The sequence below is a fragment of the Flavobacterium sp. DSR3-2 genome (genome assembly GCF_049896525.1).
Taxonomy (GTDB): Bacteria; Bacteroidota; Bacteroidia; order Flavobacteriales; family Flavobacteriaceae; genus Flavobacterium.
Window position 1 is genome coordinate 19,080 of record NZ_JAFCUM010000004.1, and the last position, 21,125, is coordinate 40,204.

The window sequence follows — 21,125 nt, forward strand, 5'->3', positions numbered from 1 at the left end:
AAATAGTATAAATTTAAAAACCAACGGCTTTATTATCACCTCTTTTGTCTGCGCCACCTTCCAGTTTTCCATTTGGAAGAACCAAAATAGCATCTACTTCGCCAATGATTTCTTTGTTTTTTTCATTAATAAAATATCCTTTTCCTTTCAGTTGTTTTATTACGTCCTTGGCGAAAGAATTGGGTTCAAAAGTAATTTCATCGGGTAACCATTGATGGTGGAAACGTGCTGCGTTTACCGCTTCTTGCATGCTCATATCAAATTCATACACATTTAATATTGTTTGTAAAACCGAAGTAATAATGGTAGAGCCTCCCGGTGTACCTACAACCATAAAAAGTTTACCGTCTTTTTCGACAATAGTTGGCGTCATGGAACTCAACATTCTTTTTCCGGGAGCAATACTGTTGGCTTCACTTCCAGTTAGTCCGTATAAGTTTGGAACGCCGGCTTTGGCACTAAAGTCGTCCATTTGATTATTCAAAAAGAAACCTAATTCGTCACAATATATTTTAGAACCATAATTATCATTTAAAGTAGTTGTGGCCGAAACTGCATTCCCATCGGCATCAACAATAGAGTAATGCGTGGTTTGGTTGCTTTCGTATCCTTTTATAGCTCCGTGGGCAATATCCGAAGATTTAGAAGCTTTATCAAATGAAAAATCAGCCATTCTTTTTTCTAAATAAGATGGACTTACTAATTCTTTTAACGGCAGTTTTATAAAATCAGGATCACCCAAGAAATAATTTCTGTCGGCAAAAGCTCTTCGTTCTGCCTCTGTAAGTACTTGAATTGTTTTTACGCTATTGTGTCCCATTTGCGAAAGATTGAAAGGTTCAATCATTTTCATAATTTGATTCAGACAGATTCCGCCACTGCTGGGAGGCGACATCGAGGTAATTTTTAAATTTTTGTATTGAAAAGTAATTGGAGTTCGCCATTTGGCATTATAACTTTTTAAATCTTCTAATGTGGCATTTCCACCTTTTTTAGCAAGGAAAGCAACTAACTTTTTAGCTGTTTCCCCCTTGTAAAATTCATCTCTTCCGTTTTTAGCAATTCGTTTTAATGTTGCTGCCAAAGCGACATATTTTATCGTATCATTTTCTTTATATGTTTTGGAAAACAAACTGTTCTTACCATTACTTTTTATAAAGGAAGCTCTGTAATAAGCCAAACTTTCGGCTTGAAATTTAGTAACAACAACACCTCTTTCTGCCAAAGCAATTACTGGTTTGAGAATTTCACTGATGGGTAAGGAGCCATATTTTTTGTGCACTTCAAATATTCCTGCAATGGTACCCGGAATTCCGGATGCCAAAGCAGTCGCGGTACTTTTTCCTTCAATTACATTTCCTTTTTCGTCCAGAAACATATCTTTAGACGCTGCCAAAGGTGCTTTTTCTCTGTAATCGATAGCTCCAGTTTCACCATTTGCTTTTCTAAAAACCATGTAGCCGCCACCACCAATATTTCCCGCCTGAGGATGTGAAACCGCCAAAGCCAGTTCCATGGCAACCATAGCATCAAAAGCATTACCGCCTTTTTTCATAATTTCAACTCCAATTTGTGACGCTTCTTCACGAGCGGAGACCACCATAGCTTTTGAAGTTACTAAACCAGTTGGTTCAACGGTTTTTTCATTCGATTTACAACCTAAAACGGCAAAGGTAAGTAGGAATATTATTTTTTTCATTGTATCATATATTTTGGTTTTAGGTGTATTGTTTTGGTTGTATTATATTGTAATGCTTTAAATGGTTTGACCACATAGAGTCATAGAATTATAGTTTGTATATAAAAAAACTTTGCTTAAAAATAGATTTCATAGACGGATTTACTTATTCTGTTGGTAAAATTTTATAAAATTCATTAACGAAAGTCTTTTGCCCCTCTTTGAAAATATTATAACAATTAAAATTTATCAAAACACCTTTTGGTGATTTTAATAATTTCATATGATTCAAAAGTTTTGCTTCAAAAGCAGGATGTATTTCTGAGACGGCTTTAAACTCAATAACAATTAAGTTTTCAACTAACAAATCACATCTAAAATCAGATTCCATGATTTTGCCTTTGTAAATGACAGGTATTTTAAGTTCTGAAATAAAATTAATATTCCGCACCCGTAATTCCTCTTTCATACATTGGTGATAGACGCTTTCTAATAAACCTCTACCCATGATTTTATGAACTTCTATTGCTGCTCCGATAATTTGAAAGCTTAATTCATTTAGATATTTTTGTGTAGTTGTTCTTTTGACCATTTCGAATTACGTGTGATTGTTTTAAATAAAATATTGTCTTTGAAATACTATTATGTTTAAAAAGTATTTTCTAATCTTTCTTTACAATAAAACAACCTTGTGTTTCTATGTGGTAGAAAAATCATTAGTCAATTCTTTTTTGTTTTGTAAAAGCGTTTACTTCTTCAAAGAATTCGGTGAACTCCTTTTCAAATACCGAATAAAATTCCGAAAGCTCATTGGTAGCAAACCGCATTTTAGATTCGTTTTTGGTGCGATGGTCCATTTGAGTCAAAATATGCTTAATTCCTTCAACCGTTTGATAACTCACCAGCCAATTTTCTTTCATCATGATAGGCATTAGTCCTTTGGTTCGTTCTGAAAGCATTTCGTAATTATAATGCAAGGATTGGTAAAATCGTTCCACAAAATCCTCTAGATTTTCATCGGAATACTTCGTCCAGTTTTTTGCCAAAAAATGGTCATAAAAAACATCTACAATAACACCGGCATAATGATGATAATGCTCATGCAACCGTTTGGTACTTTGTCTAAAAACTGGATGTGCATCAGTAAAAGTATCAATGGCACGATGCAGAATAATTCCTTTTTGAATTTCTAAAGGATAATTCTCAAAATGTTTTCCACGAATTCCGTCAGCCATGAAATTGCCAATTTTGATCAAGTCATTTTCACCGGAAAGATAGATGTGTGCTAGAAAATTCATTCGCCTAATTTAGGAATTTAAATGGTTAATTTTGAATTCTAAATGACTTTTATAAACCCTCAATCATTATATTTGTAAGCAATTTATACTTTATAATTCAAAATTTAAAATAATAATTAATGACTTTAATAAAATCAATATCGGGAATACGTGGAACAATAGGAGGAAAAGTAGGGGATAACCTGACACCTGTTGATGCGGTTAAATTTGCCGCGGCTTACGGAACTTGGTTGAAAAAATATATCGGGAAAGAAAAAATTACTGTAGTTGTAGGTCGTGACGCCCGTATTTCGGGACCAATGATTCACAATTTGGTGGTAAATACTTTAATTGGTTTGGGAATTGACGTGATTGATTTAGGTCTTTCAACAACGCCAACGGTTGAAGTTGCTGTTCCGTTAGAAAAAGCCGAAGGGGGCATTATCCTTACCGCCTCACATAATCCAAAACAATGGAATGCCTTGAAATTATTGAATGAAAAAGGAGAATTCCTGAATGGAGAAGAAGGCCTGAAAATTCTTGAAATTGCGGAAGCGGAAGCTTTTGATTTCTCAGATGTGGATGATTTGGGAGAAATTATGATTAATGACGCTTACATGGATATTCATATTGATGAAGTCTTGAATTTGCCTTTGGTAAATGTTGATGCAGTAAAAGCAGCTAAATTTAAAGTGGTTGTTGATGGTGTGAATTCGTCTGGAGGAATTATTATTCCAAGATTATTAAAATTAATGGGCGTTGAAGTAGTAGAATTATACTGTGAACCTAATGGTCATTTCCCTCATAATCCGGAACCGTTGAAAGAACATTTGACAGACATTTCAGAATTAGTAGTTAAAGAAAAAGCGGATTTAGGAATTGTTGTGGATCCTGATGTGGATCGTTTGGCTTTCATTTGCGAAGACGGTGAAATGTTTGGTGAAGAATATACGTTGGTAGCTTGCGCCGATTATGTTTTGAGTAAAACACCAGGAAATACGGTTTCGAATATGTCGTCTTCCCGTGCCTTGCGTGATGTGACTAATGGGCACAACGGAAGCTATGAAGCCAGTGCCGTGGGTGAAGTGAACGTCGTGGAATTAATGAAAAAGAATAATGCTGTAATCGGTGGTGAAGGAAACGGCGGAATCATTTATCCGGAACTGCATTACGGGCGTGATAGTTTGGTGGGAGTGGCGCTGTTTTTAACGCATTTGGCCAACAAGAAAATGACGGTTTCTGCTTTGCGTGCTTCGTATCCGGAATATTACATGAGCAAAAACAAAATCGAATTGACGCCACAAATTGACGTTGATGCGATTCTTGTTGCCATGACGGAGAAATACAAAAATGAAAATATTACAACCATTGACGGTGTTAAAATTGACTTTGCTGAAAATTGGGTGCACTTAAGAAAATCGAATACGGAGCCAATCATTCGTATTTATACTGAAGCGGCTTCACAAGAGAAAGCAGATGCTTTGGCACTTCGAATCATTGATGAAATAAAAGCAGTAGCTGGATTATAAATTAGTACTTCTTAATATAAAAAGAACCCTTTCAAAATAAAATTTGAAAGGGTTTTATGTTTTATTAGACGGTGTAAAATGGAATTAAAAATTCACTCTAAAACTTATATTTGGCGTTAAGCCAAGCGATTTATTATCTATTTGAAGAGCATCCTTCGAGTCATTTGGATTGACTTTGTAATAGCGATTGATGGCATTATTTTGATTGGAAGCATTAATGACACCGGCAGTAACGGAAGCTTTAATAGATTCCGACAGATTGAAATTATAATTTAAAGAAGCGTCTAATCGCATGAAATTATCCAGGTTTTCACTGTTTGGAGAATCATAATTCACTAAAGTGTTATTTCCGTTTTGTATAATTTCTTTACCTGCAATCGGTTTTGTATACGGTTGTCCATTTCTATAAATACCACCAACAGCTATTTTTAAAGTTTTAAGAATATTGTAATAGAAACCAAGTGAAAAAGAATGCCTTATATCTGCATTATTAGGAAAAGTGGAAGGGGTAAAAGTATCAAATTCATAGTCGTTTATACTAAATGTGTAACTTACCCAAACGCTATATTGACGGGCTGTTTTATTAGTTAAAAGTTCAAAACCTTTGGCGGTGTAACTTCCATTTGCGGTGGTATACTGAAAGCTGTTATAGAAACCCTGATTAGAAGCAGTAATGCCCTCAACAATTTTATAAAAACCCGTAGCCTCAATATTTAGTTTGTCTTTATTGAATTCCACACCAAAAGAACCTTGTTTACTCGTTGCAATCGGAATATCTTTTTCATTTACTAATACCCAACGTCTTTTTTCGACACCTAAAAAATCATCTTCGAAATCTACGATTTGTGTAGTAGATTGATTTTTGAATTCCCCTTCTAATTTTAAAGCAAATTGATCTGATAATTTTTGTCGAATGTTTATTCTTGGCTCGACCAAAAGCTTTTCAAATTTTTGAAAATAATTCAAACGTAATCCAACTCTCAAATAGGTATTGTTTTTATTGTACTCCACTTCAGAAAATATGGCATGATTCAATAAAACATCTTTTTTAGTGCTAGAATACAACGGAGCACTAACGGTAGTTTGATTTAACATCCCTGTTTCATTAAATTGATACCCAAACAAGAAATTTAAGTTGTCATTAGTTTTGTAATGTGTATTAAGTTTAGCTCCCGTTTCGAGCACCTCATTTGCTTCGGTTAAAAGCTGATCTGTTTCCACTCTGTAATCCGCAGCGTCAATATTGTATCTGGAAAAGTAAGTGATGAAGTTTGAACCTAATTTTGAATTCCATTGTGCTTTCCAATTTCCGCCGTAGCCAATATTTTTCTGAGTTAAATTACTGGTTTTAGATTGAGTTTGGTTTGAGTTTTTAATGTTTCGTTCCGAATAATCCAAAGCGTTATTGATACCGATAATATTCGCCCTGAATTGATGTTTTTCATTTAAATCGAAAAGCAATTTAGCGGTATAATCATAAAAGTAAAAATCAGAAGACGTATCGCGTTGATTGCTATCGGCATTGATTTCTGTATCCTGAAAACTACGATCAAAGTACTTAGTATATGTAGGAGATTTAAACAAATCAGTAATTGAGCGACGTCCCGAAATATGAAGTTCTAATTTTTTAGTAATTGGAATTTCTAAAAAAGCATCGGCGCTAATGGAGTTAATTCCTCCGCCACCTGAAAATATATTTGAAACCAGGTCTTTAGTTTGCATATTTATTGTACTGGAAACGCCATCGCTGTATTCAGCGCTTGTTCCATTTTTGCTAACAATAACTTTGTTGGTAAGATTAGGATTAAAAGCGGAGATTAACCCGAAGAAATGACCGGAATGATACATTTTAATATTGTCCCAAAGAACTAAATTCTGATCGTTAGTTCCGCCGCGCACGTTTATATTAGCAATGCTTTCATTGGTGCTTTCCACACCGGGAAGCGCTTGAATGGATTGCAAAATATCAGGTTCTATTAATCCGGGAAGAATACCAAATTTTTTGGTGTTTAAAACAGTGCTTCCATCCAGGTATTTTTGTAATCCTGGCGTTAAATAAACATTTATCAGGACCTGATTTAACTCTTCGTTTTTTGTAGAAAGAACAATTTCTTTACAATTATTTTGTGCTGAAAACAATTCGTTTGCCGAAAACTGTCTGGATTCAAAACCCACATAAGAAACAGTAAGCGTCGCATTTATTGGAATATTTGTAAAGATAAATTTACCTTTTTCATCAGTGATTGCACTTCTTACAAAGTTATTTACAAGTACAGAAGCACCAACTAAACGGGATTTTTTTTCATCGGAAAAAACAATGCCACAAACCGATATTGTTTTGTTTAGCACAGAAACGGTCACATATCGATTGTCTAAAGCTTTGAAATTTAAAAGCGTTTTCGAATTTAGATAATCAATTGTTTCTTGTAATGTAAAAGATGCATTCGGTTTGTCAATTCTAATGGTGGCTACATCTTCAACTGCATATGAAAACTTAATATTGAATTGTTTTTCGAGAGAAATGATTACCTCAGTTAATGGTATTTTTTTAACTGTATTTTGTCCATAACAAAAACTGCCAATGCAAAGCAGCAAATAAATCAGCCATTTATTTAACACCATAGTTGAAAAATTTTATGGTTTTGCCTTTTATCTTATAACTCAATTGAAGCGGAATTGTAACCGCCTGAAGCGCTATTTCTTTATCAGTATGAGTAAAACTTCCCGTAAAAAGTTTTGAAGTGTCGACATCTTCTACATTAATTTTTATGTCATACTGACGCTCTAATTCTGCAATAACCTGATCTAACGGAATCTTATTAAAACTTGATTCTTGTTGCATCCACGAAGGATTTTGTTCGTTAAAATCTTCAACATTTTCGATAATCCCATTTATAACTCGGAATGTTTTGCCGGGAGGTAATTTAATAGTTTCGTTATTATATGTCACACTCACCAAACCTTCGTAACAATTCACTTCAAAATAGTTTTTGCGTTCCTTGACGTTAAATTGTGTCCCTAAAACGGTAACAACTCCAGCAGCTGTGTTTACACTAAACGTTTGTCCTTTTTGTACCTTAAAATAAGCTTCTCCTTCTAACGTTAAAGCTCTTTTATCAGCCCATTTTTTTTCGTTAAAACTTAATTTTGAAGCAGAGTTTAATATTACTTCAGAATTATCAGGAAGCGTGACTGTTTTTGTTTGCGCTATTTGAGTTTCAAAAGATTTGACGTTATTAAAAAATAAAAAATAAGTAGAGGTTAACATAACAACCAGAATAGCGGCAACTCTGTAGAATGCCTTAAAGTTTAAAGTTCTGACTTTTGTTTTCTTTTTAGACTGGTTTCGGGTCTTAAAAGCTTCTAAAGCAGCGAAAGCATCTACTTTTGGAGTTTCCAGCTGTGATGAATAATGAGCAATCTTTTCAAGTGTTTGCAAATCTTCAGATTGTTTTAAATCTTCAATTTCTTCGCTTGAAAGCTCATTATTTAACCATTTTAAGATCTCTTTTTCGTTTTTCATTTTGTATCTCTATGTTTATAAGACAACTAACTTTTAAATTACCCTACAGATGAATGAGTAATTATATATTTTCTATTTGGGCTCTTAATAGTTGCAGCGCACCCGACATTCTTTTTTCTACGGTTTTTTGAGAAATATCGAGTAATTCTGCTATTTCCCGGTACTTTTTTCCATCTATTCGATTCAATAAAAATACTTCACGCTGTGCCTCACTTAATGATGCAATAGCTTTTGTGAGTTTTTGTTTAAATTCTTCTTCTTCGAATAAATATTCGGGACTTTGAATATTGGTATCTAGGTTAGGCGCATCTTTGGCGTACCTCAATACCACTTTTTGATGTTTTATGTTATTCAGGAATAAATTATTAATGCTGGTAAACAAATATGTTTTGACTTTACTAAAGTCAATTTTGGAACAATTTTCCCAAATTTTAGTAAACGCATCTTGCACTAAATCTAATGCAGCTTCATCATCACCACATTTGTAATACGCAAAATTATTTGCAGATTGCACGTGCTTTAAGTAAAAGTCTCTAAAGTGATTTTCTTCGCAAAGTGTACTTTTTTCGGCGCTCATTGAGTATTAATTCATTTTTTGTAGGCTGTAAATGTAAATTATTTTTTTAAAAAGCAGTTGCGTTACTAATAATTGCTTTTTTATGAAAAAATAGTTGAAAATTTAATTTATTGATTAATAGTATTTTAAGAATTTATTTGTAAAATTTTCTATTTTTTTTAAAATTTTGGTAGGGTAAAAATAAGCGTAGTTGTCTTACTAACAGAAAGGCGCTAAATACAACGCTTGTAAATATAAAAATACATTAAATTTGAAAATTATGAAAAAATTAAAAACGATTACAGGAATTGCATTGATGGCTATCTTTGGATTTACATCATGTCAAAGTGAAATTGATGACGTACAAGGAGAAAATCCAAATACTAATTCGGCTAATTCAACTACAACAACTAACTTGAAACGTACTTCCATGTACGATGGTTCATTTGATGATTTCTTGGATGTAGCATCTTGTTCTTCAATTTTGTTACCAGTTACCGCTAAAGTAAATGGAGTTCAGGTTTCTATCCTAAGTCAATTAGACTACCAACAAGTTATTTCTATTTTTGGACAGCTTAACAATGACCAAGATACTGTTGTATTACAATTTCCTTTAAAAGTAAGATTAAGTAACTACACTGAGGTCACCGTTACTAATCAAACCGAATATAATGCTATTCTTAATGCATGTACATCTGCGGAAGCTTCTGGACAAGATGCTATTTCTTCGGTAAATATCACCTTTCCAATTACAATTTTAACGTATAATGTTAGTTTAGTACAAACAGGAAGTGTTGTCATCACATCCGAACAACAATTATATACGTATATGTCTAATGTAAGCAGTACGGAACTATTTTCGATAAATTACCCAATTTCAGTGACGATCGCCGATGGAAGCAAAATGGTGATTTCCAGTGATGCAGAATTGCAAGCCGCTATTACAGCCTCTTTAAAAACAGAAGCAACGATGGCAGCAGCAGTGCAAAATGGTAAAAAATTAGAAACAATTTTGGTTAACGGAAAGTTTAAAGTTGATTCATACGTAAGTGCAGGAGTAAACTCAGCAACTAATTATAAAGATTTTACAATAGATTTTGCAAATAATTTATCGGTAATAGCTGTAAATTTATTAACTACCACTGTGAATGGTACCTATGCAGTACGTTCAGAATTAGATGTTTTACTAAAACTAAATTTTTCAGGAAATGCTTCGTTTGTTTTGTTGAATAATACTTGGAAAGTAACAAGTTTTACTGCTTCGACAATCACATTGCAGAGCACTACTAATGCAGCGGTAACATTAGTATTGAAACAAATATAGCTGGATTTCAGTTGGTAGTTTATTAAGAACAGCTGCCTAAAACAATGCAGCTGTTCTTACATAAATTAACTTAATAATAAAGATAATAAATGAAAAAAGTACTTACTCTGCTGACTATAGGTTTATTCCTCTCAGTAGCATCTTGTTCAAAAGAAGATGATCCCATAGATAACTCAGTTGCAGTAAATCCCATTACGAATAAACAGCAAACAGGAAGTTCTTCCAACGATTTATTATCTGATAAAAAGTTCAAAAGCATGGTTATTGAAATCGTGTATGTAGCCGGTTTTGAACCAAGCAGTACAGCAATTAATAATTTTGTAAATTTTCTTACATCAAGAACATACAAACCAAACGGTATCAGTGTTATCAAACGTTCTATACCATCTCCAGGAAATTCACCTTATACCAGTGAGGAGATTGTAAGTATTGAAGATGCTAACAGAACAAAATACAATACTTCAGATCAAATAGCGGTTTGGGCATTTTTTGCAGATGGAAAATCTTCGAAAGACACTGATACATCAGTTATTCTTGGAACTGCTTACAGAAATACTTCTTTTGTCATATATGAACAAACTATTCAAAATTTAAGCAACAGTCCATTTGAACCCAACAAAAGTTTATTAGAAACAACGGTAATTACCCATGAATTTGGTCATATTCTTGGATTGACAAACCTTGGCACAGCCTTGCAAAGCAATCATGAAGATGCAGCGCATCCAAAACATTGTATTGAAAAAACGTGTTTGATGTATTGGTCTTCAGAAACAGGAGGCGGTATTTCAAACATGGTTTCATCTGGCGCAGCTCCACAATTAGATGCGCAATGTATTGCTGATCTTCGTGCCAACGGAGGAAAATAAGTGTGTAATTTCTACAATCAAAAACAAAAAAGATGAAAATAAAATATATGGCAATAGCGTTATTCTTTGGTGTAATAGCAACAATGAATGCACAGGACAGTACTGTTCACAAATCAAATGGAGGGATAAAAGGAGGTTATAATTTAGCAGCCGTAAGTTTTGACGGAGATGGAGAAACTGAACAACGACATGGTTTTCATATAGGAGTTTATGGCGAGTCCTTTATTAGCGAAAGTTTTTCTATTCAACCTGAATTAATGTATTCACAGCAAGGATACGAAATAACAAATAGCAGTGGGACTTTTACGCAAAAGTTAGATTATATAAATTTGCCATTAATGCTAAAAGCCTATCCATCTAAAAATTTCTTTTTGGAAGCGGGGCCACAGATTGGATTAGCAATTTCACATAAAGAAGAATATGAGGGACTTTTTAGTGGTTCACAGCAGTATGATCCCAATAATTTTGATTGGGGGATGAATTTTGGAGGAGGATTTAAAACGGATTCTGGCATTAGTTTAGGAGTGCGTTATCATTTAGGTTTAGGAGATTTATACGATGAAGGCAAAGCACAAAACAGAGTACTGCAGTTCTCATTAGGCTTTGATTTGTAATCGTAATTAGTTTTAAAATATAAATCCTTTCAGAGTGTAAACTTTTGAAAGGATTTTGATTTTAAGCCAAATTTTTTTCCTGTTAGGGAGCGAGTTATTGGATATTTTTCAGAGATATTGTTCCCGTTTTCCGTTATATCTTTTCCTTTTTAAAGAAAAAAGGAAAAGGATTTTTACAGCAACCGGGGCTAAAGTTGGAAAGAATGGTTCCTTTTTTGGAAGTATTAGAAAATTGTATTACCGAATTTCATAACTGATCCTCCAAATAAGTTTCTAATTTCAGAAATACCTAGAAAACCTATATCTTTGAATTCAAATTAGACATACAATGATTACCAAAGAAGCGCCAACAGAATTAGAGCAATACTTTCAGCAGTTTCGCAATAACATAATCGGAATAGATCAAGGGTTTGAATCTCCTTATGGACACAAACAAATTATTTATACAGACTGGACAGCCAGTGGTCGTTTGTATCGTCCTATTGAAGAAAAATTAATAAATCAATTTGGTCCTTTTGTGGCAAATACGCATACCGAAACTACCGTTTCAGGAACAGCAATGACCAAAGCGTATCATCAGGCGCGTCATATTATCAAACATCATGTGAATGCGAGTGCTGATGATGTATTGATTACTGATGGAACAGGAATGACAGGCGTTGTCAATAAATTTCAACGAATCTTAGGTTTAAAAGTACCCGAAAACTTAAAGAATTATATTACTATTCCAGACGAAAAGAAACCAATTGTTTTTATTTCGCACATGGAACATCATTCCAATCAAACTTCCTGGCTGGAAACTATTGCAGATGTTGAAGTTATTCCTTCTTCGCAAGACGGATTGTTCAGCATAGAAAATCTTGAATTGTTATTGGAAAAATATAAAGAGCGACCTTTTAAAATAGCGTCGATTACATCGTGTTCGAATGTTACTGGAATCAGAACTCCTTATCATGAAGTGGCAAAAATAATGCATCAACATAACGGACTTTGTTTTGTAGATTTTGCTTGCTCCGGTCCTTATGTAAAAATCGATATGCATCCAGAAGACGCCGAAAGTTATTTGGACGCCATTTTCTTTTCGCCACATAAATTTCTTGGCGGACCAGGAACTTGTGGTGTTTTAGTATTTAATAAAAAATTATATCAAAATTTAGTTCCCGATAATCCAGGTGGTGGAACGGTAAGTTGGACGAATCCTTGGGGAGAACACAAATACATCGATAATATTGAGGATCGGGAAGATGGTGGTACTCCTGGCTTTCTTCAGGTAATAAAAACCGCATTGGCTGTTCAGTTGAAAGAGCAAATGGGAATTGAAAATATCTTAAAAAGAGAGCACGAAATAGTAGATTATATTTTTTCGGAATTAGGAAGCATTTCAAATATTAAAATCCTTGCAGGACAGCATCAGGATAGGTTAGGGGTGATTTCTTTCTTTGTGGAAGATTTGCATTTTAACTTGGGCGTGAAATTATTAAATGACAAATTTGGAATTCAAACTCGTGGCGGCTGCAGTTGTGCGGGAACCTACGGACATTTTTTATTGCATGTAGATCAAGAAACATCGCATAAATTAATTGACGAAATTAGTCTTGGAGATTTAATCAGAAAACCGGGCTGGATCAGAATGTCTATTCATCCCACAACTACAAATGCGGAAATTGAATTTGTTTGTACCGGAATAAAAGCATTGGCAGAAAACCATAAAAGTTGGGCTTTGGATTATGATTATAATTCGATTAGCAATGAGTTTGTGCATCATCACGCAGAACCTTTAGAAGATGAATTGGTTAAAAATTGGTTTTCTTTATAAGACTGAACATTTGTTTCATTATTATTTTTTTAGATTGGATAAATAAATAATACAACGAAGATAAACTTGTATGAAAAGTAAAATAAAGACATTAGGTCAACCTATTACGAATTTAATTGTCCAAAATAAAATTCTATTCTAAGTTTATAAAAGCCTACAGTTTTTAACGTAAATAAAAAAGGCTAATTTTGTAATTGTAATTTTCTGTCGTTAATAAACGAAAACCAATACATATTAATGATACGCTTTAGAAAACAATATGAATTATTTGGAAAAATCATTTTTGAGAAAGTGATTATTGAAGCCCCTTTTAAAATACCAAATCCAATGCCAGAGGAAGCTTGTTTTATTTACATGGTAGAGGGTCAAATTAAGTATGAAATTGAAGATAAAAGCATTACTATTCCAGTTAGTGATGCTGTAATGTTAAAGTGCGGTAGTTATTTTAGCCAAATTAGAAATAGTACAACATCAAAAAATAATCAGATTGTAATTGTTCATTTTCATCCTGAAATCTTAAAAAAAATTTATGATACGGATTTACCCAAGATTTTTCAAGAGCCTGCGAAAAGAGATCTAAGTGTAAGTTTAGGAAAAATCAACAATGATTTTCTAATACAAAAATACATCGAAGGCATGTTGTTTTACTTTGATAATCCAACGCTTGTAAATGAGGATATTTTGGTGATAAAGTTAAAAGAGATCGTTTTGTTATTGTGTCAGACAAAAAATGCTCGTGTAATTCAGCAAATTTTATCTCAACTTTTTTCTCCTACAAGTTATTCTTTTAAACAAGTTATTGAGAATAATTTATTTTCACACTTTACTATGGATGACTTTGCACAAATGACAAATCTTAGTCTTTCTTCTTTTAAAAGAGAATTCAAAAAAAATTACAATGACAGTCCCGCGAATTATATTCGGAATAAAAAGTTAGAAAAAGCAGCAGACCTATTATTGATTTCTGAAGAGAGAATCACGGATATTGCTTTTGATTGCGGTTTTAAAGATTTGGCGAATTTTTCCACTCTCTTTCACGATAAATTTAATTGTACTCCTTCAGCATATCGATTGAACCAAATAGGCAAATTGTTGAACTAATTACAAAAGTTTTTTCGACCGATTCAGCCTATCTTTGTTTTGTTAGATAGCACAGCCGTTATTTAACTTAAAAAAGAAAAAAATGGCACATTTAAAATTAGAAAATAATCCAATTTCTCCAATTTCACAGAAAATTTTTGATGAAACACAAAAAGGTTTAGGTTTTATCCCCAATATGTATACAAAAATGGGACAAAATCCTGCTTTGTTGGATTCTTATATTTATTCTTACAATAGTTTCAGAGCTAATTCAGGTTTTAATTCTATAGAACAAGAAGTTATTTTTTTATCAGCTGCCTTCGAGAATAATTGTGAATATTGCGTTGCAGCTCACAGTTTTATTGCGGATCAAATGTCAAAAGTTCCATTAGAAGTAACAAACGCCATCCGTGATGGAAAACAAGTTCCGGATGCAAAATTAGCAGCATTGTCTACATTAACAAGAATTCTTACTTCAACGCGTGGTAATGCTTCCCAATCAGACGTAGATTCTTTTTTAGCAGCTGGATATGAAGAAGTGCATGTGTTGGGTATTATTGCAGGAATTGCAGTAAAATTAATGAGTAATTACTCCAATCACATTACTAATGCTGAAGTTGATGCAGCCTTCGCAGGTAGAGTTTGGAAAAAATAAATAAACCAATCCTATATCTTCTCAATTATTAAAACCAATAAAGATTAATTTTTTTGTTGGTTTTTTTATTGGCAGCGGAAATTCGAAGTCCGTTTTATGAAGTTGCAAGGGAAGATCTCGGTATTATAGGGTTTCTTTCGATGAAAAAAACCGCTTTGTTGATTCAGTTGAAAGAGTAAATGGGAATTGAAAATATTGTTAATAGAGCTGGAAAGCGGAGGTATAAAAGAAACAAAAAAATCACATTGCATAAACGTAATTGTTTATACTATGTGATTTTTTTGAAAATTGTTGTTAGATAGTGCTAACTGAACACTATCTTCTGTGTTTCCATCTTTTATGTGTCCAGAAATAATATTCAGGTGCTTCGAGAATTTGTTTTTCTACTTCTCGTAAAAAGGTACTGGTGATTTCAAAATCAGGAATAGATTTAGGGTTATCAGTAATAGGAACAAAAGTAGCTTCGTAAAAACCTCTTTTTACTTTTTTTACTTTTACAAAAAGAACATTCAAATCGTATTTTTTGGCTAGCATTTCGGCGCCGGTATGAACGGGAACTTCGACACCCATAAATGTATCCCAATGAAAAGCTCTGTTTAATTTTGGAGACTGATCACTGGCTAATCCATACATGCTAAGAATTCCATTTTTTTGATTTTCGGCCATTAACGGAATCGCCTTTTTAGTTTCTACTAATTCAGCATTATATTTGGATCGAATGTCTCGTAGTAATTTATCAAAATATTTATTGGCAATTTTTTTATAAACGCCTATTCCTTTAAATTTAGTTTTCTCATTAATGGACAATAACCACTCCCAGCTCGCGTAATGAGATGCTAATAAAACAGTACTTTTTCCTTTTTTTTCATATTCTTTTACCAATTCAATATTGGTTACCACGAATCTTCTGTTCATTTCAGCAGATGAAATAGTCATCGTTTTTATCATTTCTAAAAACATATCACACAAATGATGATATGATTTTTTTTCGATTACAAGACGCTCTTCGGAACTAAGATGAGGTAACGCCAGTGCCAAATTATATTTAACCGTTTTTTTGCGATATCCAATAATATGGTAAACAATTAGATAGATGAGGTCAGAAAACAAATAAAAAAACCTAAACGGAAGAATGGAAATAATCCATAAAAAAGGAAAGGTTAAGATAAAAATAAGTAATTGCATGCAGAATTTTTTTTGCAAATATAATGTAAAAATGATTGTCGAGATAAATTTTGAGTGCCTACGGTCTGCGTATTTGAGAATGACTATCTTTACATTTCACAATAAATATACTTTATGAATACCGTTTTAATAGCAATAATTGTAGTAAATGTGTTAGTTAGTTACAAAGGTTTTAATGACCTTTCTTTTTTCAGAAAATATGAATTCCATGTTGGCAGTATTCGATCAGGTGAACAAATCAGGTTGTTGTCCTCTGGTTTCCTGCATGCTGATATGACCCATTTGATTTTTAATATGTTAACACTTTGGTTTTTTGCTCCGGTTGTCATCAGTTATTTGGGTGATTTCTCGTTTATTTTAGTTTATTTTGGGAGTTTAATTTTCGGGAGTTTGCTGACGATGGTTTTTCACAAAAATGATTATGGATACAGAGCTGTAGGAGCCTCTGGAGCGGTAACTGGAGTTTTATATTCGGCAATATTGTTACAGCCGAACATGATGTTGGGAATCTTTTTTATTATTCCAATGCCTGCTTATATTTTTGGAATCCTTTACTTATTGTATTCTATTTACGGAATGAAGGCGAAGAATGATAATATTGGTCACACGGCTCATTTTGGCGGTGCTGTAGGTGGTTATTTAATTACATTATTGAAAGAACCTACTTTGTTTGTAGACCACACTTTGATGGTTATATTATTAGCAGTTCCAATCGTTATTCTGTTCGTGATGGAAAAAATGGGAAAACTTTAATGGCACAACTTTTGAAAAGGAATTAGTACAAATAATTAAATTATACAAAAATGAAAAAAGCACTATTGATTCTGTCTGTTCTATTTATTTCGATGTCTTATGGACAAGAAATAAAGCAAATTCCTCAAATAAATGTAAATGGAGAAGGAAAAGTTAAAGTTATTCCGGATCAAGCTACAATAGCTGTTACGGTTGAAACAAAAGGGAATAATGCCAAAGATGTAAAAAAAGAAAATGATGTAAAAATAGATGCTGTTTTAAAGTTTATTAAAAAAATGAATTTGGCACCGGCAGATTATAAAACGCAACGTGTTTCGTTGAATTTGCAATACGATTATGAAAAAAAGAAACACAGTTACAATGCTACTCAAACAATTGAAATTTTATTGAGAGATTTGTCAAAATATGATGAATTAATGGAAGGATTAGTAAACGAAGGAATTAATAGAATTGATGCGGTAACATTCCAATCTTCAAAATTAGCGCAATATCAATCTGAAGCTAGAAAATTAGCGATGAAAGAGGCCAAAATGAAAGCTGAAGATTATGTATCTGTTTTGGGACAAAAAGTAGGACGTGCAATGACCATATCTGATAATTCGCAAACCTATTATCCGCAGCCAATGTATGCCGCAATGAAAACAATGGAGAGAAGCGATGCAAGTGAACCAAGAGAAACTCTTGCTTTAGGAGAAATTAATATCACGGCTAATGTTTTAGTAAGTTTTATTTTAGAATAAAACGGCTGAAAAAAATCTAAAAAAAACTATTGCACCAATAAAAAAATTGGAACTGGATTCATTCAGCTCCGATTTTTTTTATATTTCATATCTACTTTCCATGCGATGGTTTTTTGTAAGTTGTTAAGTAAGAATCTAAAATTTATTTTCCTGTAATTCATAACATCAGTCCACTACTTTAAATATAAAATTTACAGGTTATTACATTTTATTTGACGGCTGAATTTCTATAAATTGATAGTCAGATTTCTTCTCGTAATAACTTTATACTATTAAAATCCGGTTCCAATTTATCGGAATCAATCTAACAAAGGAAAAAAAATATTTTATTATATTAGAAAATTTGAATAAAATTAGCATCTCATTTCTTTATTTTGAAGATTATTTTATTGTACAGATTATGCTTTTTAAAATCTGTAAATTTCAGTTCTTAAATGAATAAAAATTGACAGAGGTGAGTTTCAAACCATTCGCTTATAAGGATTTGTGCCCCACAACACAATTGGTCGGTAATCATAAACTTCATGCGGTTTGTTCGCTAAACGGCGTTTATATTCTAAAATAGTACTAAAATAAGCTTCATTATAGATATATTAAAAAACATCAAAACCAAATGTCTGACTGTTTTTAACTTGCAAATGAATGTTATTTGTTGGAATTGGTTCAGCTCGATCTGTTGATAAGATATTTGCGTTTGCATGACCAAAAAATATGCAAAAATAAAGGTTTAGAAGTCAGAAAAGGAATTGTTTTTCTTATTCGAACTACTGTTCGTAAAGATGAAGCTTCAGTTTTTTAACGGTTTGGCTTATTTTGAAAAACAGTAGCGATTCTTTTTCGGACTTGATGGTATTTTTTATGGTTTGGATATTGCCTGCTATGAGCAAGGTTATTAAAAACTAAAGCTACGGCAAGCAAAATAAGTACACCGCTTAAAACAGGAGAAAATACATACCAGTAACCTAGATTTTTAATTTCGTTTGAGCCAGTGACTGCTATCAGAGCGGTTGCGCCTCCTGGTGGATGCAATGTTTTAGTCATTTGCATAAAAACAATAGACAGAGAAACAGCAAGCGGAGCGGTTAACCAAACTACATCCGGAACGAATTTATAGACTGTAACACCAATAATTGCCGAAATCAAATGTCCTCCAATAAGGTTTCTGGGTTGTGCTAATGGACTTTGAATGACACCATAAACTAAAACACTGGATGCGCCAAAAGAACCGATCAAATAAACCATATCAGATTGTGACAGCGTTTGAGATTGCAAGTACGCTATTATTCCAATACCTATAAAAGAACCTAGAAAAGCCCAGAAATGTTCTTTGAAATCAACCAAAGTTTCTTTGTACAGAATGTATTTGGTTTTACGGTAATTCCTTTTTATTTTTTGAACTTTCATCGAAAATTATTTTGCTAAACTTGGGGAATACGAATAAACTGTGAACGGATAGATGATTTTAGCTGTATATTTTGAAATTAAACAAACCAGTAAAATAGGAAGAATCAGTGTATAATCATTGGTTAAGCCACAAACTAGAAATATAGCGGTAAAAGGCGCATGAATACTGGCGCTCAAAACCGCTGCCATACCAATAATAATGAAGTTTATCGGAATCACATTTGCATTGAAATACTTGTTCAGAATTAAGGCAACTAATAGTCCTAAAAACGCACCAATAAACAGGCTTGGGGCAAAAACACCGCCATCTCCTCCTGCCGCTAAAGTAACTGAAGTAACAATAGGTTTCAAAATTATAATCCCGATAAAAGTTAACACCAATGAAAGCGACAGCACCATATCATTTGGATTTATAAAAATAGTTTTGATAGCATGATATCCTTCGCCGTAAAGCTGTGGAAATACAAAAAGGGAAATACTTAAAATCACAGATCCAAGGATGATTTTGAAATAAGGTACTTTTATTTTAGAAAATTGTTCTTTAAAAAATAACACGCAGCGCGTTAAATAAACCGAATTTATTCCTGCTATAATTCCCAAAATGATGAAGTAGGGAATTGCTCTTACGTGCCAAGTGATATTGTGTACTGCAAACAAAGGTTTTTCGTCCAACAAATAAATGAGTCCAAAAGCGATTGAAACAGCTATTAGGTTAGTCAATATAAATGCCCGAGTTACTTTTCTCGAGATTACTTCCAGCGAAAATAAAATTCCGGCAATTGGGCTGCTGAATAATGCGGTAATTCCCGCCGCAACTCCCGCACAAATTAATTCGGTTTTATATTGTCTAAAAACGTTTTGCTTGCGTTGTGCAACGGAACCAATAGTAGCCGAAGCGACAACTGTCGAAACTTCTATTCCGGTAGAGCCACCAAAAACTACGGTTAACAAGCCGTTAATGAAATGAGATGGAATTTTGTAGCTGGGTAAATTCTTCGAATTGGAATTAGTACTTTCAAAAACTTCTTTTATTCCCTTATTTTCCTTTTTCTTAAATAAATATTCCCGCAGAAAATAAATAACTGACAAGCCAAATACTGGAAAAACAACAAAAAATATTGGATTTACAATTGTTTGATGAAAAAAGATTTCTTCGTAATACTCTGTTGTGTTTTTTAAAATAACACCTAAAAAAGCAGAAAGAAAACCAATTAGAATGGATACAATAACTAGTTTTTGAAATTTAATGAAATGATAATTCTTTTTAATTTTTGCGGTATTGTTCATTTAAAATTGTTTGTGATCTTTATATACTCTAAATAAAAGAGCAATCATTTAAAGTAATGTATCTGATTATTACAAAATTAAAGAAACAAAATCAAATTTGAAATGAAAAAAGAGTTTGACAATTTCCTTTTATGATATTGATACTATTTTTACTTTTTTGTGAATAAAAACGATTTATTTTTCATAAAATTCTATTGGTAATTCATCGGGATCTGCAATGAAGAAAAAACGTTTTTTAGTGTGCTCATCAACACGAATTTGCTCTGAACTGATATTTTTATGGACTAAAAAATCGAGAGTTAATTGAATATCGTTCACTTCAAAAGCTAAATGGCGCATTCCATCCGCTTCAGGAAAAGAAGGACGTTTTGGTGGATTTGGAAATGAGAATAATTCTATTACATATTCAACGTCAAGTGCCAAATCAAGTTTATACGATTGTCTTTCCTCACGGTAAATTTCCTGAATAATTGTAAGCCCTAAAATTCTTGTGTAGAACGTTTTAGATTTCTGATAATCCGAACAAATAACGGAAATATGATGAATTTTATTAAGTTGAAGCATGTTGTTTTAAAAAAGTTATTACAGGAATATTTGCGTTGGGATCTCGGGTCAAAGAGTCAGAATTCAGTTTATGAATCAGCGCTTTGGTTTCATCAATATCTTTGATACGTAGAAGAAATAACTCTTCATTGTCATCATCTGCATTTTGCTAATTATCTTCCGAAAACATATTATTTTCAACTTGAAAAGTTTTATCTTTTTCCAAGAATTTCCTAACGATTGCAATGGGAACGTTCTGAAGTTTAGATACTAATTACGACATATTTTTTGAATG

General features: G+C 32.9%; 19 protein-coding genes. 9 read left to right on the top strand and 10 right to left on the bottom strand.

Going from position 1 to position 21,125, the window contains the following annotated elements; genetic code table 11:
* Positions 1-13 precede the first annotated feature (13 nt).
* From ggt to ACP7AV_RS07025, 3 genes are all read right to left on the bottom strand, one after another.
* On the bottom strand, positions 14-1,699 hold the full coding sequence (ggt, locus tag ACP7AV_RS07015) for a gamma-glutamyltransferase (RefSeq protein WP_426091333.1): 1,686 nt from the start codon (positions 1,697-1,699) through the stop codon (positions 14-16).
* A gap of 145 nt (positions 1,700-1,844) precedes the next feature.
* Positions 1,845-2,270 carry a GxxExxY protein gene (locus ACP7AV_RS07020; RefSeq protein WP_426091334.1) on the bottom strand — a complete coding sequence of 142 codons (426 nt, stop codon included), beginning with the start codon at positions 2,268-2,270 and terminating at the stop codon, positions 1,845-1,847.
* Positions 2,271-2,394: 124 nt separating this feature from the next.
* The gene (locus tag ACP7AV_RS07025; protein WP_426091335.1) at positions 2,395-2,976 is read right to left on the bottom strand and encodes an ACP phosphodiesterase; all 582 of its coding nucleotides are present in this window, start codon (positions 2,974-2,976) and stop codon (positions 2,395-2,397) included.
* A gap of 119 nt (positions 2,977-3,095) precedes the next feature.
* Here ACP7AV_RS07025 and glmM point away from each other — a divergent pair, with 119 nt between their 5' ends.
* The gene (gene glmM, locus ACP7AV_RS07030) at positions 3,096-4,484 is read left to right on the top strand and encodes a phosphoglucosamine mutase (protein ID WP_426091336.1); all 1,389 of its coding nucleotides are present in this window, start codon (positions 3,096-3,098) and stop codon (positions 4,482-4,484) included.
* 84 nt (positions 4,485-4,568) lie between these two features.
* Here the strand turns inward: glmM and ACP7AV_RS07035 are convergent, their stop codons facing one another.
* The 3 genes from ACP7AV_RS07035 to ACP7AV_RS07045 all read right to left on the bottom strand — a co-directional run bounded on the left by ACP7AV_RS07035 (position 4,569) and on the right by ACP7AV_RS07045 (position 8,584).
* Positions 4,569-7,106 carry a TonB-dependent receptor gene (locus ACP7AV_RS07035; RefSeq protein WP_426091337.1) on the bottom strand — a complete coding sequence of 846 codons (2,538 nt, stop codon included), beginning with the start codon at positions 7,104-7,106 and terminating at the stop codon, positions 4,569-4,571.
* Positions 7,093-8,007, bottom strand: coding sequence for a FecR family protein (locus ACP7AV_RS07040; protein ID WP_426091338.1), 915 nt, complete (start codon positions 8,005-8,007; stop codon positions 7,093-7,095). Before ACP7AV_RS07040 ends, ACP7AV_RS07035 begins: the two co-directional genes overlap by 14 nt.
* A gap of 61 nt (positions 8,008-8,068) precedes the next feature.
* Positions 8,069-8,584 (bottom strand): RNA polymerase sigma factor, encoded by a 516-nt coding sequence (locus ACP7AV_RS07045; RefSeq protein WP_426091339.1) that lies wholly within the window; start codon positions 8,582-8,584, stop codon positions 8,069-8,071.
* Between the two features lie 259 nt (positions 8,585-8,843).
* Between ACP7AV_RS07045 and ACP7AV_RS07050 the strand changes: the two genes are divergently transcribed.
* From ACP7AV_RS07050 to ACP7AV_RS07075, 6 genes are all read left to right on the top strand, one after another.
* Positions 8,844-9,887 carry a hypothetical protein gene (locus ACP7AV_RS07050; protein ID WP_426091340.1) on the top strand — a complete coding sequence of 348 codons (1,044 nt, stop codon included), beginning with the start codon at positions 8,844-8,846 and terminating at the stop codon, positions 9,885-9,887.
* Positions 9,888-9,976: 89 nt separating this feature from the next.
* Complete coding sequence (locus ACP7AV_RS07055) at positions 9,977-10,753, top strand: membrane metalloprotease (RefSeq protein WP_426091341.1); 777 nt, start codon at positions 9,977-9,979, stop codon at positions 10,751-10,753.
* Positions 10,754-10,785: 32 nt separating this feature from the next.
* Entirely contained in the window at positions 10,786-11,367 is a 582-nt protein-coding gene (locus ACP7AV_RS07060) for a porin family protein (protein WP_426091342.1), read from the top strand.
* Between the two features lie 328 nt (positions 11,368-11,695).
* Positions 11,696-13,183: an aminotransferase class V-fold PLP-dependent enzyme gene (locus tag ACP7AV_RS07065; protein WP_426091343.1), complete on the top strand. Its 1,488-nt coding sequence runs from the start codon at positions 11,696-11,698 to the stop codon at positions 13,181-13,183.
* Between the two features lie 237 nt (positions 13,184-13,420).
* Positions 13,421-14,284, top strand: coding sequence for a helix-turn-helix domain-containing protein (locus ACP7AV_RS07070; RefSeq protein WP_426091344.1), 864 nt, complete (start codon positions 13,421-13,423; stop codon positions 14,282-14,284).
* 82 nt (positions 14,285-14,366) lie between these two features.
* Positions 14,367-14,918, top strand: coding sequence for a carboxymuconolactone decarboxylase family protein (locus tag ACP7AV_RS07075; protein ID WP_426091345.1), 552 nt, complete (start codon positions 14,367-14,369; stop codon positions 14,916-14,918).
* A 315-nt stretch (positions 14,919-15,233) separates the two neighbouring features.
* Here the strand turns inward: ACP7AV_RS07075 and ACP7AV_RS07080 are convergent, their stop codons facing one another.
* On the bottom strand, positions 15,234-16,103 hold the full coding sequence (locus ACP7AV_RS07080; RefSeq protein WP_426063859.1) for a lysophospholipid acyltransferase family protein: 870 nt from the start codon (positions 16,101-16,103) through the stop codon (positions 15,234-15,236).
* Between the two features lie 114 nt (positions 16,104-16,217).
* On the opposite strand from ACP7AV_RS07080, the gene ACP7AV_RS07085 reads away from it, so the two are divergent.
* Positions 16,218-16,856, top strand: a complete 639-nt coding sequence (locus tag ACP7AV_RS07085; RefSeq protein ID WP_426091346.1) for a rhomboid family intramembrane serine protease — start codon at positions 16,218-16,220, stop codon at positions 16,854-16,856.
* A gap of 50 nt (positions 16,857-16,906) precedes the next feature.
* The gene (locus ACP7AV_RS07090) at positions 16,907-17,596 is read left to right on the top strand and encodes an SIMPL domain-containing protein (protein ID WP_426091347.1); all 690 of its coding nucleotides are present in this window, start codon (positions 16,907-16,909) and stop codon (positions 17,594-17,596) included.
* A gap of 795 nt (positions 17,597-18,391) precedes the next feature.
* On the opposite strand, the gene ACP7AV_RS07095 is transcribed toward ACP7AV_RS07090, so the two are convergent.
* The 3 genes from ACP7AV_RS07095 to ACP7AV_RS07105 all read right to left on the bottom strand — a co-directional run bounded on the left by ACP7AV_RS07095 (position 18,392) and on the right by ACP7AV_RS07105 (position 20,851).
* Positions 18,392-19,000 (bottom strand): HPP family protein, encoded by a 609-nt coding sequence (locus tag ACP7AV_RS07095; protein ID WP_426063862.1) that lies wholly within the window; start codon positions 18,998-19,000, stop codon positions 18,392-18,394.
* 6 nt (positions 19,001-19,006) lie between these two features.
* Positions 19,007-20,287, bottom strand: a complete 1,281-nt coding sequence (locus ACP7AV_RS07100; RefSeq protein WP_426091348.1) for a chloride channel protein — start codon at positions 20,285-20,287, stop codon at positions 19,007-19,009.
* A gap of 174 nt (positions 20,288-20,461) precedes the next feature.
* Entirely contained in the window at positions 20,462-20,851 is a 390-nt protein-coding gene (locus ACP7AV_RS07105; protein ID WP_426091349.1) for a VOC family protein, read from the bottom strand.
* Positions 20,852-21,125 lie beyond the last annotated feature (274 nt).

Coding starts and splice junctions, on each gene's coding strand:
- ggt (WP_426091333.1), bottom strand. CDS start 1,699: ATGAAAAAAATAATATTCCTACTTACCTTTGCCGTTTTAGGTTGTAAA.
- ACP7AV_RS07020 (WP_426091334.1), bottom strand. CDS start 2,270: ATGGTCAAAAGAACAACTACACAAAAATATCTAAATGAATTAAGCTTT.
- ACP7AV_RS07025 (WP_426091335.1), bottom strand. CDS start 2,976: ATGAATTTTCTAGCACACATCTATCTTTCCGGTGAAAATGACTTGATC.
- glmM (WP_426091336.1), top strand. CDS start 3,096: ATGACTTTAATAAAATCAATATCGGGAATACGTGGAACAATAGGAGGA.
- ACP7AV_RS07035 (WP_426091337.1), bottom strand. CDS start 7,106: ATGGTGTTAAATAAATGGCTGATTTATTTGCTGCTTTGCATTGGCAGT.
- ACP7AV_RS07040 (WP_426091338.1), bottom strand. CDS start 8,007: ATGAAAAACGAAAAAGAGATCTTAAAATGGTTAAATAATGAGCTTTCA.
- ACP7AV_RS07045 (WP_426091339.1), bottom strand. CDS start 8,584: ATGAGCGCCGAAAAAAGTACACTTTGCGAAGAAAATCACTTTAGAGAC.
- ACP7AV_RS07050 (WP_426091340.1), top strand. CDS start 8,844: ATGAAAAAATTAAAAACGATTACAGGAATTGCATTGATGGCTATCTTT.
- ACP7AV_RS07055 (WP_426091341.1), top strand. CDS start 9,977: ATGAAAAAAGTACTTACTCTGCTGACTATAGGTTTATTCCTCTCAGTA.
- ACP7AV_RS07060 (WP_426091342.1), top strand. CDS start 10,786: ATGAAAATAAAATATATGGCAATAGCGTTATTCTTTGGTGTAATAGCA.
- ACP7AV_RS07065 (WP_426091343.1), top strand. CDS start 11,696: ATGATTACCAAAGAAGCGCCAACAGAATTAGAGCAATACTTTCAGCAG.
- ACP7AV_RS07070 (WP_426091344.1), top strand. CDS start 13,421: ATGATACGCTTTAGAAAACAATATGAATTATTTGGAAAAATCATTTTT.
- ACP7AV_RS07075 (WP_426091345.1), top strand. CDS start 14,367: ATGGCACATTTAAAATTAGAAAATAATCCAATTTCTCCAATTTCACAG.
- ACP7AV_RS07080 (WP_426063859.1), bottom strand. CDS start 16,103: ATGCAATTACTTATTTTTATCTTAACCTTTCCTTTTTTATGGATTATT.
- ACP7AV_RS07085 (WP_426091346.1), top strand. CDS start 16,218: ATGAATACCGTTTTAATAGCAATAATTGTAGTAAATGTGTTAGTTAGT.
- ACP7AV_RS07090 (WP_426091347.1), top strand. CDS start 16,907: ATGAAAAAAGCACTATTGATTCTGTCTGTTCTATTTATTTCGATGTCT.
- ACP7AV_RS07095 (WP_426063862.1), bottom strand. CDS start 19,000: ATGAAAGTTCAAAAAATAAAAAGGAATTACCGTAAAACCAAATACATT.
- ACP7AV_RS07100 (WP_426091348.1), bottom strand. CDS start 20,287: ATGAACAATACCGCAAAAATTAAAAAGAATTATCATTTCATTAAATTT.
- ACP7AV_RS07105 (WP_426091349.1), bottom strand. CDS start 20,851: ATGCTTCAACTTAATAAAATTCATCATATTTCCGTTATTTGTTCGGAT.